Source organism: Mesorhizobium sp. B2-3-11 (assembly GCF_006442215.1).
GTDB classification, from domain to species: domain Bacteria; phylum Pseudomonadota; class Alphaproteobacteria; order Rhizobiales; family Rhizobiaceae; genus Mesorhizobium; species Mesorhizobium salmacidum.
On record NZ_VFVS01000011.1, the window covers coordinates 176,911 to 190,607 of the forward strand.

Here is a 13,697-nt window from a genome sequence, read left to right on the forward strand (position 1 = left end):
ATCCGAAAATCCCCTCTTCCTGATCATGCCTTGGCCTCTGGACCAGCGCCGCGCCGTTGCTTCGCGTCGCCGCGCCACTAAGATTACCTGATCGATGTTGGAGGAATGACGATGAAGATCGACGGCGGCTGTCATTGTGGTGCCATCACCTATGAGGCGGAGGTCGACCCGGAAAAGACCTCGATCTGCCACTGTACCGATTGCCAACAGCTGACCGGTACGGCCTTTCGCGTCACTGTTCCCACGCAGGAAGATCACTACCGGATCACCAGGGGCGCGCCGAAAATCTATATCAAGACCGTGGCGAGCGGCGCCAAGCGCCCCAGGCTTTTTGTGCCGACTGCGGCTCGCATCTTTATGCGACCTCGGTCGGCGACGGTCCAAAGGTTTATGGCATCAGGGTCGGGACCTCGCGGCAGCGCCAGGATCTGGTTCCGAGACACCAGAAATGGCACCGCTCGGCGCTGCATTGGCTTCCGGAATTCGAGGGCATGACGACAGTGGAGGAGCAGTAGCGTTCAGTCGTCGCCTTCGACGACCCTCAGCCTCAGCTGTCCCGTCTTGGAATCGGCCACGCGCGGTGCGGCCTCCACCTTGGCGCCGCCGTGTGGGGCGTCGGGCTCGCCTTCCCCGAATTCCAGCGCCTCGATCTTCTGGCCGCGCTTGGTCACTTTCGAGGTCGAGACGAGGATGTCTTCGATGTCCTTGGCCGACTGGCCGAAATGGCCCTGCAATTTGCGCACCCGCTCGTCGACACGCTGGACGTCTTCCATCAGCCTGATGACTTCGCCCTGGATCAGATGCGCCTGTTCGCGCATGCGGGCATCCTTGAGGATCGCCTGGATGACCTGGATCGACAGCATCAGCAGCGAAGGCGAGACGATGATGACCCGGGCGCGGTGCGCCTTCTGGACAACCGCTTCGAAATTCTCATGGATTTCGGCGAACACCGATTCCGACGGCACGAACATGAAGGCCGTGTCCTGCGTCTCGCCCTGGAGCAGGTATTTTTCCGAAATGTCGCGGACATGGACCTCGATGTCGCGGCGGAAGGCCTGGGCCGCGACCTTCTGCAGGTCGGCCCCGTCGGCGGCGCGGATGGCGTTCCAGGCTTCCAGCGGAAATTTGGCATCGATGGCAAGCGACGGCGCGCCGTTTGGCATTTTCACCAGGCAGTCCGGCCGGCTGCCGTTCGACAGCGTCGCCTGGAATTCATAGGCGCCATGCGGCAGGCCGTCGGCGACGATCGCCTCCATCCGTGACTGGCCGAAGGCGCCGCGCGTCTGCTTGTTGGAGAGGATCGCCTGCAACTGCACGACCTGGCCGGCAAGCGACTGGATGTTGCCTTGCGCGGTGTCGATGACCGCCAGCCGCTCCTGCAGCTTCGCCAGGCTCTCATGCGTTGATTTGGTCTGCTCGGTCATGGTCTGGCCGATGCGGCCGGTCATGGCGTCGAGCCGCTGGCCGATCGATTGCGTCAATTCGGCCTGCCGGGCGCCGAACACTTCGGCAATAGCCCCCATGCGGCCCTGCATTTCCGCCTGCGCCTGCAAAATACCAGCCATGCGTGTCTCGGCGTCGCGGGCATGGTCGGCGGCTTCCGCGGCGGCGACCGCGCGCGCCTTGGCCGACCGCCACAGCGCAGCGACGAGCGCCACGAACAGACCGAGAAATAGCAAGACGCCGAAGGCAAGCGCGTGGCCGAGCGTGATTGTCGAGGCGCCGAGCCGTACGACAGGCTCCGAAAGGATGGTGCTCAGATCATTCATGTGGACAGCATAGCCGATTCGGCAGGCCGGCACAGATCAAAACGTGAACGAGGCTCAGGCCTACCGGTTGACGCCTTTCTTTTGAGGTCTTAGGTGAAACGCCATGCCGATCAAGCCGCTCATCATCCTTCCCGACCCCATCCTGCGCCAGGTTTCCAAGCCGGTGGAGCGCGTCGACGCGCCCTTGCGCAAACTGGCCGACGACATGCTGGCGACCATGTATGACGCACCCGGCATCGGGCTGGCGGCTATCCAGATCGGCGAACCGCTGCGCATGCTGGTGATCGACCTCGCCAAGGAAGACGAAACGCCGGCGCCGCACGTCTTCATCAACCCGGAGATTCTCGAAAGCGCCGACGCGCGGTCCGTCTACGAGGAAGGCTGCCTGTCGATCCCCGATTACTATGCCGAGGTCGAGCGCCCGGCCTCGGTGCGGGTCAAATATCTCGACCGCGACGGTACGCTGCAGGAGATGGAGGCCGAAGGGCTGATGGCGACCTGCCTGCAGCACGAGATCGACCATCTCAACGGCGTGCTGTTCATCGACCACATCTCGAAGCTGAAGCGCGACATGGTGGTTAAGAAGTTCAAGAAGCTCGCCAGGGACAAGGCGCCAGGCAAGCTGGCAGGATAGGATACCGAGCGCAGAATCCATTGAGCAACAATCTTCGCTGTGATATCATTGATATCAACGTTGGAGAATTGCATGGGCGATATGCTGATCAGGGACATTCCCGAGCCGTTGAAACGCGAAATCGAACAGGCTGCACGAAGCGGCGGCCAGAGCCTATCGGGAAAAGCAATCGATCTGTTACGGAAAGGCATGGTCGCCGAAAAGGAGGCCAAGCCAGAGCCCGGTCTGTCGGCATGGGACAATATACGCTCCGCGTTCGCGACGGAGAATGCGATCGACGACGAATTCGCCGAGATCATGGACGAGATCGAAGCGGATAGAAAACGCGACTTTGGGCGCCCGGCCGAGGATTTCGAGTGATCGTCCTCGACACCAACGTCATTTCCGAAACGAGCAGGACGGCACCCGATGCGAACGTGGTCGAATGGTTTCGCAAACAGGAGTTGCTTGACCTGTACCTGTGCGGCCCTGTCGTCATGGACCAATCCTTCGGTGCCGGACGATTTCTGAACAAAACCGGCTCCGATCGCCATGTCCGTGCTCTCGATCACCTGATCTCGAAGCAGTTCTCCGGTCGCGTCGTGGAATTTGCTGGTTCTATCCCTCGCCTTGCCGGCAAGCTCCGAGCGACGCGGGAACGGCTCGGGCGCCCAATCAGCCTTGCTGATGCCATGATCGCCGCGATCTGTCTCGCGCATGACGCCACGCTGGCAACCCGCAATGTTCGCGACTTCGACGGGCTTGACCTTAAGCTCGTAAACCCGTTTGAAACGAGTGCCTGAGCCGGGTCACGGCAAGGCAGGAACAAGGCCGCAAAAGAAAATGCCCCTTCGCGTCATCTTCATGGGCACGCCGGAGTTTTCGGTCCCGACGCTGCGTGCCATCGCTGAAGCCGGACATGAGATAGCAGCTGTTTATACGCAGCCGCCGCGCGCCGCAGGCCGGCGCGGGCTGGAGTTGACGCCGTCCCGCGTGCAGCGCGAGGCCGAGCGGCTGGGTATCGAGGTGCGCACGCCGACATCGTTGAAGGGCGAGGCCGAACAGGCCGCTTTTGCCGCCTTTGGCGCCGATATCGCCGTGGTTGTCGCCTATGGCTTGCTCCTACCCAAGGCGGTTCTGGAGGCACCCCGGCTTGGCTGCGTCAACGGCCACGCTTCGCTTTTGCCGCGCTGGCGCGGCGCCGCGCCCATGCAGCGCGCCATCATGGCCGGCGACACCGAGACCGGCATGATGGTGATGCGCATGGAGGAGGGCCTCGACACGGGTCCGGTGGGATTGGTTGAAAAATGCGCCATCGACCCCGATATGACAGCCGGCGATCTGCATGATCGGTTGATGAGTGTTGGCGCTGCCCTGATGGCGGAAGCGTTGGCACGGCTGGAACAGAACATCCTGACATTTACCGCGCAAGCGGCCGAAGGGGTGACTTACGCCAGGAAAATCGATAAATCCGAGACGCGCGTGGAGTGGACACGGCCCGCGGCCGAGGTCCACAACCACATTCGTGGCCTGTCGCCCTTTCCTGGCGCCTGGTCCGAGATTGACATTGGCGGCCGCATCGAACGGCTGAAACTGCTTCGCTCGACGCTATCCGAAAGCCTGTCGCTTTCGGAAGATTTGGGCGAGTCGGGAGGAATTCTCGATGACCGGCTGACGGTCGCCTGCGGAAAAGGCGCGATCAGGGTGGTCGAAGTTCAACGTGCGGGCGGAAGGCCCGCTGCCGCGTCGGAGTTCCTGCGCGGAGCCAAGATCGAAAAAGGACTGAAATTCTCATGAGCATGATGTCGATACGCGCGGCGACGCCGCGGGACCGCGAGGCCATTCGCCTCGTCGAAGAACACGCATTCGGCCAGCAGACGGAGGCCGGACTGGTCGACGCGTTGGTGACCGGCGGTGACGCTGTCGTCGAACTGGTGGCGGAAGAGGACGGCCAGGCCGTTGGCCACATCCTGTTTTCGCGGCTGTTCGTGCAGAGCGGCGGCAACAGTTTTGCCGCCGTGGCGCTTGCCCCGTTGGCGGTGGAGCCGTCTTTTCACGGCTCCGGCATCGGCGGCGCGCTGATCCGCGAGGCCCATATCCGGCTCAGGGATGCCGGCGAGACGCTGGCTGTCGTGCTGGGCGATCCGGCTTATTACGGCCGTTTCGGCTATAGCCACGCCCGGGCTGAAAAGTTCGAAAGCCAATACCAAGGCGAAGCGCTGCAGGCGCTGGCCTGGGGCGACGCACCCGAAGCCGGCAGACTGGTCTACGCCTCCGCCTTTACCGCTCTCGCCGCCTAGGCGAGGGCGTATAACCGACCGGCATGCCGCGTTTTCGCCTCGATATCGAATATGACGGCAGCCTGTTTGCCGGCTGGCAGCACCAGGCCGATCAGCCTTCGGTGCAGCAGGCGATCGAACAGGCGATCGAGAAATTCTGCGGCGAGGCGGTCCGGCTGCGCGCCGCCGGCCGCACCGATGCTGGCGTGCACGCGACCGCGCAGGTGGCGCATGTCGACCTTGCCAAGGCGTGGCCCGACGACAAGGTGCGCGATGCCATCAATGCACACCTGCAGGTGGCCGGCGCGCGCATCGTCATCCTGAAGGCCACGATCGCCCCGGACGATTTCGATGCCCGTTTCTCGGCCATCGGCCGGCACTATCTCTACCGCATCCTCAACCGGCGGGCGCCCTCGGCGCTGGAGAAGGGTAAGGTGTGGTGGGTGCCGAAGCGGCTCGATGCCGCGGCCATGCATGAGGCGGCGAAGCTCCTGCTCGGCCGGCACGACTTCACCACCTTCCGCTCCACCCAGTGCCAGGCCAACAGCCCGGTCAGGACATTGGAGCGGCTCGATGTGAGCCGGACGGGCGACGTGATCGAGGTGAGAGCCTCGGCGCGGTCCTTCCTGCACAACCAGGTGCGCTCCATGGTCGGCTCGCTCAAGCGGGTCGGCGACGGCGGCTGGACATCAGGCGATCTCAAGACCGCGCTCGAGGCGCGAGACCGCGCCGCCTGCGGTCAGGTAGCGCCGCCCGATGGACTTTTCCTGATAGGCGTCGATTATCCCGGATAGAACACGGTTCTATCCGGGATAAGAGCCTCGCTCTATCCGGGATAGAGCCCGGAAAGGCTCTGGGCCCCGACATCGTCCGGCACGCTGATCCCAAGCAGCATCTGCAGCCCGAACAGCGCCAGCAGCGAAGCGATGAACATGCCGACGAAAACGGCGGTGCCGACCGCCGCGCCCCTGCCGATCGTGGCGGTGGTCATGCGCCAGGTCAGCACCATCGACAGGGAAAACAACAGCAGCGACACCAGGCTCGCGACCTGGCTTGTCGACGACAGGAAAAGCCTGATCAACGCCGAAGGCAGCATCAGCCAGGCGGTGATGGCCGAGGCCCAGTTGCTGGCGACGACATAGTGGACGAAGCGCCCGCCAATGCCGGCGCGTGGTGCCACCAACGCGAGCGCGACCAGCGGCAGCACCCAGGAGCCGATATCGACCGTCGCCAGCCGCACCAGCATGCTGAAGCGGCCGGCGAAGGCATCGGGATCGCTGATCTCGTTGGCGATGCCGACCCAGCCGACGATCAGCGCCGGTGCCGCGACGATGATGGCGAAGAACGAATTCCAGAAGCCGTCGGCCGACAGGTCGAGCAGGCGCAGCCCGTCGACCTTGCCGAGCATCAGCCGCCAGGCGCCCGTCAGCGAAGCTTGGGTTTCGTCCGCGGTAAGCATGCTCAGCCCTGTCCGAACCAGTCATCGATGAAGCGCTGGTAGATCCGCGTCAGCGTTTCCAGATCGGCGATGGCGACGCGCTCGTCGACCATGTGCATGGTCTTGCCGACCAGGCCGAATTCCACCACCGGGCAATAATCCTTGATGAAGCGCGCATCCGATGTGCCGCCGGAGGTGGACAGCGCCGGCGTTTTGCCGACCACCGCCTTGACCGAGCCGCTCAGCGTCTCGACCAGCCTGTCGTCGCGGGTCAGGAAGACATGGCTCGGCCGGTCGCGCCAGACCAAGTCATAGTCGACCGGCGTCTTCTTGCCTGGCCGGTATTTCTTGCGCCCCGCGGCCTGATCGAGGCGGTTGTGGATTTCCGCCTGGACCGTCTCTGCCGTCCAGCTGTCGTTGAAGCGGATGTTGAAGGTGGCGGTCGCCTTGGCAGGAATGACGTTGGTGGCCGGGTTGCCGACATCGATGGAGGTCACCTCCAGATTGGTCGGCTGGAAATCCTTGGTTCCCTTGTCGAAGACGGGATGCAGCAAGGCGTCCACCAGGCTCATCAGCCCGCGCACCGGATTGTCGGCAAGCTGCGGATAGGCGGCATGGCCCTGGCGGCCATTGACGGTGATGCTGCCCGACATCGAGCCGCGCCGGCCGATCTTGATCATGTCGCCGAGCGTGTCCGGATTGGTCGGCTCGCCAACAATCGAGGCGTCCCACTTTTCGCCTTTGGACGCGGCCCATTCGAGCAGCTTGACCGTGCCGTTGATGGCCGGACCTTCCTCGTCGCCGGTGATCAGCAGCGATACCGAGCCCTTCGGGCCGCCATTTGCCTCGACATGGCGCGCCACCGCGGCGATGAAGCAGGCAATGCCGCCCTTCATGTCGACGGCGCCGCGGCCATACATCTCGCCATTGGCGATCTCGGCGGCGAAAGGCGGATGCGTCCAGGCGGCTTCGTCGCCGATGGGCACGACGTCGGTATGGCCCGCGAACATCAGATGCGGGCCGTTGCCGGAGCGCCGTGCATAGAGGTTCTCGATATCGGGCGTGCCGTCCTCGGAGAACACCGGCCGATCAACCAGAAAGCCGAGCGGTTTCAGCATAGCCTCGAGCGCGCTCAGGGCGCCGCCTTCGGCTGGCGTCACCGAGGCACAGCGGATGAGAGAGACGAGGTTTGCGGCGGGGTCAGTCGGCAGCGTCATGGCAAAAGCGATAGTCGAAAGCGAAAGGCCTGTCACTGCCAGACATAGGGCCAAGCCAATGGCCGACGATACCGCCGACATTATGGTTTTCATGTCGTATAGTTCTGGCCGACGCGGAGTAAGAGATGGCAAACGGCGAAAAGAGGATCGTCATTGCCGGCGCCGGCAGCATAGGCTGTTATGCCGGCGGCTGCCTGGCGCTCGCCGGGCGGCGGGTTGTCCTGCTCGCCAGGCCGCGCGTCGAGGCAGCGCTGCGGCAGGGCGGATTGCGCGTCAGCGACCTCGACGGCCGCGATCGCCTGATCAAGCCCGAAGCGCTTGCCGTCACCACCGATCCTGCCGCCGCCTTGGCGGAGGCCGACGTGATCCTGGTCACCGTCAAGGGCGGCGCGACGCAGGATATGGCAGCACTCATCAGGGCCCATGCCCGTCCGGATGCCGTGGTCGTGAGCCTGCAGAACGGCGTCGACAATGCCGACAGGCTGCGCGCGGCGCTTGGCCGGCAAACGGTGCTGGCCGGCATGGTGCCGTTCAATGTCGTGCAATCAGCCGATGGAGAGCTGCCGCTGCGCGTCCACCGCGCCAGCGATGGCAAGGTGATGGTCGAGGATGGGGATGCCGGCCTTGCCGGCCTTCTCGACGTCGAAGGTCTCGCTGTCCAAGCGCATGGCGACATGAAGGCCGTGCTGTGGGGCAAGCTTCTGATGAACCTGAACAATGCGTTGGTGGCGCTGTCGGGCCTTCCGCTGGCAACCGAACTCGCCGACAGGCGCTGGCGGCTGATCCTCGCCGGCCAGATCGACGAGGCGCTGCGGGCCATGAAGGCCTCCGGCGTTGAGCCGGCGCGCATCGCCGGCGTGCGGCCGGCGCTGCTGTCGAAGGTGCTCAGGCTGCCCGACTGGCTGTTCAAATTGCTGGCGCGGCGCATGCTGGCGATCGACCCCGAGGCGCGTTCGTCGATGTGGGACGATCTGCGGCGCAACCGGCCGACCGAGATCGACGACCTGCAGGGTGCTGTTTTGCGGCTCGCTGAAAAAGCCGGCACGCCGGCGCCGACGGTCCAGCGGATCAGCGCCCTGGTGCGCGCGGCGGAAGCCGAGCGGCTCGGCTCGCCGGGCCTGGCGCCGGAGAAGGTTGTGGCGCCGCCGGCCGGCCGTCGATCAACGTGATCTTCTGCCAGATTTTGCGCGACAGGTTGGACGCCAGGTTCTCGACGTCGTTGACGCCGTCGATGACGACAGCGTCATTGACGGACTGGGCGAACAGCGCCGCGATCTTGCCGGTGATCGACAGCATTTCGGAGCAATAGTCGAGATAGCGCGCGAGATCCGCGGCATTGGTGATGCGGGCCGGCGAATGCGAGGTCGGTTTGAAACTGGCCGACAGCGCCGCCGGATCCTTGGTCAGCTGATGCATGTCGATGACGTGGATCAGCGAACGCAGGCCGTGCAACTGGCGAAACACCTGCTTGCGCTTGATGCGCTCCTCGGTGCGGATCAGGGCGAGGAAGCCGAGCACGGCGAGGATGATCATGTTGATCGTGGCTTCGATGCCTTGCACCGACTGCACCGCGTCGTCAGCCTGGGAGATGTGAATGAGCGGCAGGATGGTGCCGACGAAGAGAAAGATCAGCCCACCGGCGATCACGGCGGCGACAATGATGCCACGCAGCCACCAGATCGGCGCTTCCAGGGCGTTGGCGGCCTTGGCCAGATCGCGCGACAACGACACCAGTTCGGCGGCGACGCCGCGCAACCCGGCGTCCGGGAAACGGTCAGCCACGCGGCCTTCAAGCCGCTCGGCGGTTTCGATGATCAGTTTCGGATCAAGCGTGCGGTAGCGCATGACGAGATATCCGATCGGCCCCCTTATCGGCTCCCTTAGAGGGTGATGCCGAAAAGTGTGAAGCGGTTTCGGACGACATCATGCTCTATTTCTTTGATTCAGCCGGCTCGTTGGTGCGCCGGCCGTAGCGGTTGGGCCCAGGCTGCCCTGGAAACAGGCACAACACAAGGAAGGCGACGATCGAGACGACCGGCACGAACAGGATCAGCGCGGCGATGCCCGGCTTGTCGAGGTCGTGCAGCCGCTTCACCGCCAGCGCGATGTTCGACCACAGCGAGGCGATGAAGGCGATGAAAAAGATGAACGACCACATGTTGCTCTCGGCCGAGCCCTCCGGCACCAGCGTGAAGCGGTACAGCGGGAACGCCTGGATGATGGCGACGAGCAATCCGCCGAGAAAATAGGCCGCGCGGCTGACGCGGCCCGAGGTCTTGAAGAAAAGCCAGTTGAGATCCGATTTTTCAGGCAAGCGGGTCCGATCCATATTGATTGGCACCCCTGGTGCCTTCGAGGATGCCGAGTTCGACCAGCAGCCAGATGCCGCCGATGACGGGTACGAAGCCGATCAGCGTCCACCAGCCCGACTTGTTGCGGTCGTGCCAGCGTTTGGCATAGAGGGCAATCGCGAAATAGATCGATGCCAGCGCGAAGAGGATGCCGATGATGCCGATCTGGGCACCGCTGGCCGTGGTGAAACGCGTGCCGAGGATCGCATCGAGAATGAAAGCAATAACGCCGATAACGATGAATACGCCGATGCCAGCCCAGAACTTGCCCCGGTTGATGCGACCGTCAAAGCTTGTGAGCAGATATTTCCAGTCCATGTCACCCCTCCATGTTGAACCAGCGCGACCGATCGTCGCGCCGGCGGAAGGTGCACCTGCCCGGCTGAAAGATCAATCGCGCAGCAATTCGTTGATCGAGGTCTTGGACCGGGTCCTGGCGTCGACCCGCTTGACGATGACGGCGCAATAGAGGCCTGGGCCCGGTTCGTTGTTTGGAAACGCCTTGCCCGGCATCGATCCGGCGACGACAACGGAATTCGGCGGCACCTCGCCGTAGAAGACCTCGCCGGTGGCGCGGTCGACGATCTTGGTCGACTGGCCGATGAAGACGCCCATGCCGAGCACCGAGCCTTCGCGCACGATGCAGCCCTCGACCACTTCGGAACGCGCGCCGATGAAGCAATTGTCCTCGATGATGGTGGGGCCGGCCTGCATCGGCTCCAGCACGCCGCCGATGCCGACGCCGCCCGAAAGGTGGACATTCTTGCCTATCTGGGCACAGGAGCCGACCGAAGCCCAGGTATCGACCATGGTGCCGCTATCGACATAGGCGCCGACATTGACGAAGGACGGCATCAAGACGGCGCCGGGCGCGACATAGGCTGAACGGCGCACGATCGATGACGGCACGGCGCGGAAGCCCGCCTTCTCGAAATCGACGGCGCTCCAGCCGTCGAACTTGGACGCCACTTTGTCCCACCACACGGCCTCGCCGGGGCCGCCCTTGATGATCTCCATCGGATTGAGCCGGAAGGAGAGCAGCACGGCCTTCTTCAGCCACTGGTTGACGTGCCATTTGCCGTCGGCCTGCCGCTCGGCGACGCGGGCGGTGCCGCGGTCGAGTAGGTCGAGTGCCGACTGGATGGCGTCGCGCACCTCGCCGCGGGTCGCGGTCGAAATGGCGTCGCGTTCCTCAAAGGCCCTGTCGATGGTCTTTTCGAGGCTCGCCAGATCGGGCTTCGACATGAATTTGCTCCATTACCAAGCTGTTAAGGGGCTGCGCCTTAACCTGTTTAAAAGTCGCGCGGACCCTATGTTAAGGCTCAATGGGGGTCAATCGCGGCTGCGTCACGGGACGACGCAAGTAAAGGAATGGACGGGTGGATTCGATGACTCCCATGGAAAAGGCGGGATGGACGCCGCTGCCGCATTCGGACGAGGATCTGGAGCGGTCGAAAAGCGTGCCGGACACGCCGCAGACGCGGGCCGAAACCTACCGCCTGGCCTGGAACGATCCCGACTTCATGACGCGGCGCGAATTGCGAGCGGTCAGGCTGCAACTGGAACTGCTGAAGCCGGAAATGATCCTGGCCGAGCGCGGCATCCGTTCGACGGTGATCCTGTTCGGCGGCGCGCGCCTGCCCGAACCGGGCGGCGAGGCCTGGGCCGCCAAGAACGAGACGCAGAAGAAGAACCTCGAGGAAAACAGCAAATATTACGAAGAGGCGCGCAAATTCGCCCGCCTCTGCTCGCAGCAGTCGGCCACGTCATATTATCGCGAATATGTCGTGGTGACCGGCGGCGGGCCTGGCGTGATGGAGGCGGGAAACCGCGGCGCCGCCGATGTCGGCGCGCCGTCGATCGGGCTCAACATCGTGTTGCCGCACGAGCAGGCACCGAACCCCTATGTTACGCCGGAGCTCTGTTTCAACTTCCACTATTTTGCCATCCGCAAGATGCACTTCGTCATGCGCGCCAAGGCCGTGGCGGTGTTTCCCGGCGGCTTCGGCACGATGGACGAGTTCTTCGAGACGCTGACGCTGATCCAGACCGGGCGCATGGAGCGCGTGCCGGTGATCCTGTTCGGCAAATCCTTCTGGAAGCGGGCGATCGACCTCGACTTCCTCGCCGAGCAAGGCACCATCAGCCCGGGCGACCAGGACATCATCGATTTCGTCGACACAGCCGACGAAGCCTGGAGCATCATCAACCGCTTCTACAAGCTAGGGGAATAGGAATTGCGGGAGCAGGGAAATGAGGAACTGGGGAAATGAATAGGAACTGGGGCGTCCTGACCAATTCCTCAATCCCTCAATTCCTCACTCACTCACGATTATGGTCGTGAGGAACGTGGCGAGATCGTCGGTGACGAAATCGACGTCATCCTCGTTGGCCGGGTCGCGTTCCCAGATTTCCGAGAAGGTCGGCTCGAAATTGCGCGGCACCACGAGAACCGTGGTCATGCCAAGCGACTTCGGCACGGAAAGGTTGCGGGCGAGATCCTCGAACATCACCGCATTGTGGCCGGTGACGGCGTGCAGTTCTGCGAACTTCTCGTAGGTCTGGCGCGCCGGCTTGGGGTTGAGGCCGGCGGCGACGATATCGAAGATGTCATCGAAATGCTCGAGGATGCCGAGCTGGCGCGCGGTGCGCTCGGCGTGTCTGCGGTCGCCATTGGTGAAGATGAACTTGCGGCCGGGAAGCTGGCGGATGGCGGTGCCGAGAACGGGATCGGGCACCAGCCACGAATAATCGATGTCATGGACCTTCTCGAGGAAGTCGTCGGGATCGATGCCGTGGCGCGTCATCAGCCCATTCAGCGTCGTGCCGTATTCGCGATACAGCTCCTTTTGCAGCTTGCGCGCCTCCTCGCGCGGCAGCGCCAGCAGTTCCCCGACATAGGCGGTCATCTTGACGTCGATCTGCGAGAACAGATTCGAGTGGTGCGGATAGAGCGTGTTGTCGAGGTCGAATACCCAGTCGGTGACATGGGCGAAGCGGGCGGGGTCGGGAAGCGTGGTCATGCGCTCCTTATGGCATGAAACAGGGATTCTGAAAGGGACTTTATCCACAACTTCTGCGCGTTGAAGTTGCAGAAATAGCCACACGATTCAAATTTTATGCATCCCGGAAAGATAGCCTTCAGGGCTTGCTGGCACAGAGACAGTCCTGTGGGGAGCCTGCGATGAACAGCATTATTCTCAAAGCCGCCGCCATCGCCTTCGCCTCCGTCGCGGCCTCTCTCCTGCTGACGTTGATCATCGTGCCAGCCATGGGATTCCCGGTCACCCGCACGATCTGGCTGACATCGACGCTCTGTCCGCTGGTCCTTGCCTGGACGGCATGCGCCGGCACGTTCTGGCAGAGCGACAGGCTGAAGAACGCCCATCGCGAACTTGCCCGTGCCCATGCCCAACTCGCCGCAGCGCACCGCCGCCTGGCGGAAAAGGCGAGCCGCGACGACATGACCGGCATGCTCAACCGGGAAAGCTTCTTTGCCGCGCTGGACGGCTCCCGGCGCAAGTCCGACCGCGGCGCGCTGCTGATCATCGACGCCGATCATTTCAAGATGATCAATGACAATTTCGGCCACCTGACCGGTGACGACGCGCTGCTGTTGATCGCCAGCGCCATCGAGCGCGGCGTGCGCAGCGGTGACGTGCTCGGCCGCATCGGCGGCGAGGAGTTCGGCGCGTTTTTGACCGGAGCCACGGAACAGGAGGCCAAGCGCGTTGCCGAACGGATCCGCCGCGAGGTCGAGCTGATCCGCTTCCGGCCTGTCGATGAACGAACCATCCCGTTGACGGTCAGCATAGGCGGCACCGTCTGCGGCGAGGATGTCAACGTATCGGAGCTGATGCGCGCTGCGGACCGGCGTCTCTACCAGGCCAAGCATGCGGGCCGCAACCTGACGATCCTGGGCACGGATATCTCGGCCGCCGCGTGACTGATCACTAGAGTCTTTCATGTTTTGACGGAAGCGTATCCGGCGTTTTCGAAGTAGTTCTTGCATTCGGCTGCCTCGATGGTT

At 63.4% G+C, this 13,697-nt stretch carries 17 protein-coding genes and 1 pseudogene; 10 read left to right on the forward strand and 8 right to left on the reverse strand.

What is annotated here, in order from left to right:
* The first annotated feature begins 111 nt into the window (after positions 1 to 111).
* A pseudogene (locus FJ960_RS17145) lies at positions 112 to 515 on the forward strand (GFA family protein).
* Positions 516 to 518: 3 nt separating this feature from the next.
* Here the strand turns inward: FJ960_RS17145 and FJ960_RS17150 are convergent.
* A complete protein-coding gene (locus FJ960_RS17150) occupies positions 519 to 1,769 on the reverse strand; it encodes a DNA recombination protein RmuC (RefSeq protein ID WP_140508362.1) in 1,251 nt (416 codons plus the stop codon).
* 103 nt (positions 1,770 to 1,872) lie between these two features.
* Here FJ960_RS17150 and def point away from each other — a divergent pair, with 103 nt between their 5' ends.
* The 6 genes from def to truA all read left to right on the forward strand — a co-directional run bounded on the left by def (position 1,873) and on the right by truA (position 5,455).
* On the forward strand, positions 1,873 to 2,403 hold the full coding sequence (gene def / locus FJ960_RS17155) for a peptide deformylase (RefSeq protein WP_027143816.1): 531 nt from the start codon (positions 1,873 to 1,875) through the stop codon (positions 2,401 to 2,403).
* Positions 2,404 to 2,475: 72 nt separating this feature from the next.
* Positions 2,476 to 2,763 (forward strand): plasmid stabilization protein, encoded by a 288-nt coding sequence (locus FJ960_RS17160; protein ID WP_140508365.1) that lies wholly within the window; start codon positions 2,476 to 2,478, stop codon positions 2,761 to 2,763.
* A complete protein-coding gene (locus tag FJ960_RS17165; protein ID WP_140715484.1) occupies positions 2,760 to 3,185 on the forward strand; it encodes a type II toxin-antitoxin system VapC family toxin in 426 nt (141 codons plus the stop codon). Before FJ960_RS17160 ends, FJ960_RS17165 begins: the two co-directional genes overlap by 4 nt.
* A 40-nt stretch (positions 3,186 to 3,225) precedes the next feature.
* Complete coding sequence (gene fmt, locus FJ960_RS17170) at positions 3,226 to 4,179, forward strand: methionyl-tRNA formyltransferase (RefSeq protein ID WP_140715486.1); 954 nt, start codon at positions 3,226 to 3,228, stop codon at positions 4,177 to 4,179.
* Entirely contained in the window at positions 4,176 to 4,682 is a 507-nt protein-coding gene (locus FJ960_RS17175; protein ID WP_140715488.1) for an N-acetyltransferase, read from the forward strand. The genes fmt and FJ960_RS17175 overlap by 4 nt, the downstream gene beginning before the upstream one ends.
* 23 nt (positions 4,683 to 4,705) lie before the next feature.
* Positions 4,706 to 5,455, forward strand: coding sequence for a tRNA pseudouridine(38-40) synthase TruA (truA, locus tag FJ960_RS17180; protein ID WP_140715490.1), 750 nt, complete (start codon positions 4,706 to 4,708; stop codon positions 5,453 to 5,455).
* A gap of 32 nt (positions 5,456 to 5,487) precedes the next feature.
* Here the strand turns inward: truA and FJ960_RS17185 are convergent, their stop codons facing one another.
* Together FJ960_RS17185 and dapE are read right to left on the reverse strand one after the other, a co-directional pair.
* On the reverse strand, positions 5,488 to 6,120 hold the full coding sequence (locus FJ960_RS17185; RefSeq protein ID WP_140715492.1) for a transporter: 633 nt from the start codon (positions 6,118 to 6,120) through the stop codon (positions 5,488 to 5,490).
* A gap of 2 nt (positions 6,121 to 6,122) precedes the next feature.
* Positions 6,123 to 7,316: a succinyl-diaminopimelate desuccinylase gene (dapE, locus tag FJ960_RS17190; RefSeq protein WP_140715494.1), complete on the reverse strand. Its 1,194-nt coding sequence runs from the start codon at positions 7,314 to 7,316 to the stop codon at positions 6,123 to 6,125.
* A 125-nt stretch (positions 7,317 to 7,441) separates the two neighbouring features.
* Here dapE and FJ960_RS17195 point away from each other — a divergent pair, with 125 nt between their 5' ends.
* Positions 7,442 to 8,485 carry a 2-dehydropantoate 2-reductase gene (locus FJ960_RS17195; protein WP_140715496.1) on the forward strand — a complete coding sequence of 348 codons (1,044 nt, stop codon included), beginning with the start codon at positions 7,442 to 7,444 and terminating at the stop codon, positions 8,483 to 8,485.
* On the opposite strand, the gene FJ960_RS17200 is transcribed toward FJ960_RS17195, so the two are convergent.
* The 4 genes from FJ960_RS17200 to dapD form a co-directional block, all read right to left on the reverse strand.
* On the reverse strand, positions 8,385 to 9,161 hold the full coding sequence (locus FJ960_RS17200) for a hypothetical protein (RefSeq protein WP_140715498.1): 777 nt from the start codon (positions 9,159 to 9,161) through the stop codon (positions 8,385 to 8,387). The two genes, FJ960_RS17195 and FJ960_RS17200, sit on opposite strands and share 101 nt — an antisense overlap.
* Before the next feature lie 85 nt (positions 9,162 to 9,246).
* Positions 9,247 to 9,630 carry a DUF805 domain-containing protein gene (locus tag FJ960_RS17205; RefSeq protein WP_246672860.1) on the reverse strand — a complete coding sequence of 128 codons (384 nt, stop codon included), beginning with the start codon at positions 9,628 to 9,630 and terminating at the stop codon, positions 9,247 to 9,249.
* Positions 9,623 to 9,985: a DUF805 domain-containing protein gene (locus FJ960_RS17210; protein WP_027143827.1), complete on the reverse strand. Its 363-nt coding sequence runs from the start codon at positions 9,983 to 9,985 to the stop codon at positions 9,623 to 9,625. Before FJ960_RS17210 ends, FJ960_RS17205 begins: the two co-directional genes overlap by 8 nt.
* A gap of 72 nt (positions 9,986 to 10,057) precedes the next feature.
* Entirely contained in the window at positions 10,058 to 10,912 is an 855-nt protein-coding gene (gene dapD / locus FJ960_RS17215; RefSeq protein WP_140508383.1) for a 2,3,4,5-tetrahydropyridine-2,6-dicarboxylate N-succinyltransferase, read from the reverse strand.
* 143 nt (positions 10,913 to 11,055) lie between these two features.
* Here dapD and FJ960_RS17220 point away from each other — a divergent pair, with 143 nt between their 5' ends.
* Positions 11,056 to 11,901 (forward strand): LOG family protein, encoded by an 846-nt coding sequence (locus tag FJ960_RS17220; protein ID WP_140508385.1) that lies wholly within the window; start codon positions 11,056 to 11,058, stop codon positions 11,899 to 11,901.
* Between the two features lie 84 nt (positions 11,902 to 11,985).
* Here FJ960_RS17220 and FJ960_RS17225 read toward each other — a convergent pair whose 3' ends face one another.
* Positions 11,986 to 12,690, reverse strand: a complete 705-nt coding sequence (locus tag FJ960_RS17225) for a pyrimidine 5'-nucleotidase (RefSeq protein ID WP_140508386.1) — start codon at positions 12,688 to 12,690, stop codon at positions 11,986 to 11,988.
* Between the two features lie 161 nt (positions 12,691 to 12,851).
* Between FJ960_RS17225 and FJ960_RS17230 the strand changes: the two genes are divergently transcribed.
* Entirely contained in the window at positions 12,852 to 13,613 is a 762-nt protein-coding gene (locus FJ960_RS17230) for a GGDEF domain-containing protein (protein ID WP_140715500.1), read from the forward strand.
* Positions 13,614 to 13,697: the final 84 nt, after the last annotated feature.

What these genes read in the sequence shown, in the direction of transcription:
- FJ960_RS17150 (WP_140508362.1), bottom strand. Translation starts at nt 1,769, where the DNA reads ATGAATGATCTGAGCACCATCCTTTCGGAGCCTGTCGTACGGCTCGGC.
- def (WP_027143816.1), top strand. Translation starts at nt 1,873, where the DNA reads ATGCCGATCAAGCCGCTCATCATCCTTCCCGACCCCATCCTGCGCCAG.
- FJ960_RS17160 (WP_140508365.1), top strand. Translation starts at nt 2,476, where the DNA reads ATGGGCGATATGCTGATCAGGGACATTCCCGAGCCGTTGAAACGCGAA.
- fmt (WP_140715486.1), top strand. Translation starts at nt 3,226, where the DNA reads ATGCCCCTTCGCGTCATCTTCATGGGCACGCCGGAGTTTTCGGTCCCG.
- FJ960_RS17175 (WP_140715488.1), top strand. Translation starts at nt 4,176, where the DNA reads ATGAGCATGATGTCGATACGCGCGGCGACGCCGCGGGACCGCGAGGCC.
- truA (WP_140715490.1), top strand. Translation starts at nt 4,706, where the DNA reads ATGCCGCGTTTTCGCCTCGATATCGAATATGACGGCAGCCTGTTTGCC.
- FJ960_RS17185 (WP_140715492.1), bottom strand. Translation starts at nt 6,120, where the DNA reads ATGCTTACCGCGGACGAAACCCAAGCTTCGCTGACGGGCGCCTGGCGG.
- dapE (WP_140715494.1), bottom strand. Translation starts at nt 7,316, where the DNA reads ATGACGCTGCCGACTGACCCCGCCGCAAACCTCGTCTCTCTCATCCGC.
- FJ960_RS17195 (WP_140715496.1), top strand. Translation starts at nt 7,442, where the DNA reads ATGGCAAACGGCGAAAAGAGGATCGTCATTGCCGGCGCCGGCAGCATA.
- FJ960_RS17200 (WP_140715498.1), bottom strand. Translation starts at nt 9,161, where the DNA reads ATGCGCTACCGCACGCTTGATCCGAAACTGATCATCGAAACCGCCGAG.
- FJ960_RS17210 (WP_027143827.1), bottom strand. Translation starts at nt 9,985, where the DNA reads ATGGACTGGAAATATCTGCTCACAAGCTTTGACGGTCGCATCAACCGG.
- dapD (WP_140508383.1), bottom strand. Translation starts at nt 10,912, where the DNA reads ATGTCGAAGCCCGATCTGGCGAGCCTCGAAAAGACCATCGACAGGGCC.
- FJ960_RS17220 (WP_140508385.1), top strand. Translation starts at nt 11,056, where the DNA reads ATGACTCCCATGGAAAAGGCGGGATGGACGCCGCTGCCGCATTCGGAC.
- FJ960_RS17225 (WP_140508386.1), bottom strand. Translation starts at nt 12,690, where the DNA reads ATGACCACGCTTCCCGACCCCGCCCGCTTCGCCCATGTCACCGACTGG.
- FJ960_RS17230 (WP_140715500.1), top strand. Translation starts at nt 12,852, where the DNA reads ATGAACAGCATTATTCTCAAAGCCGCCGCCATCGCCTTCGCCTCCGTC.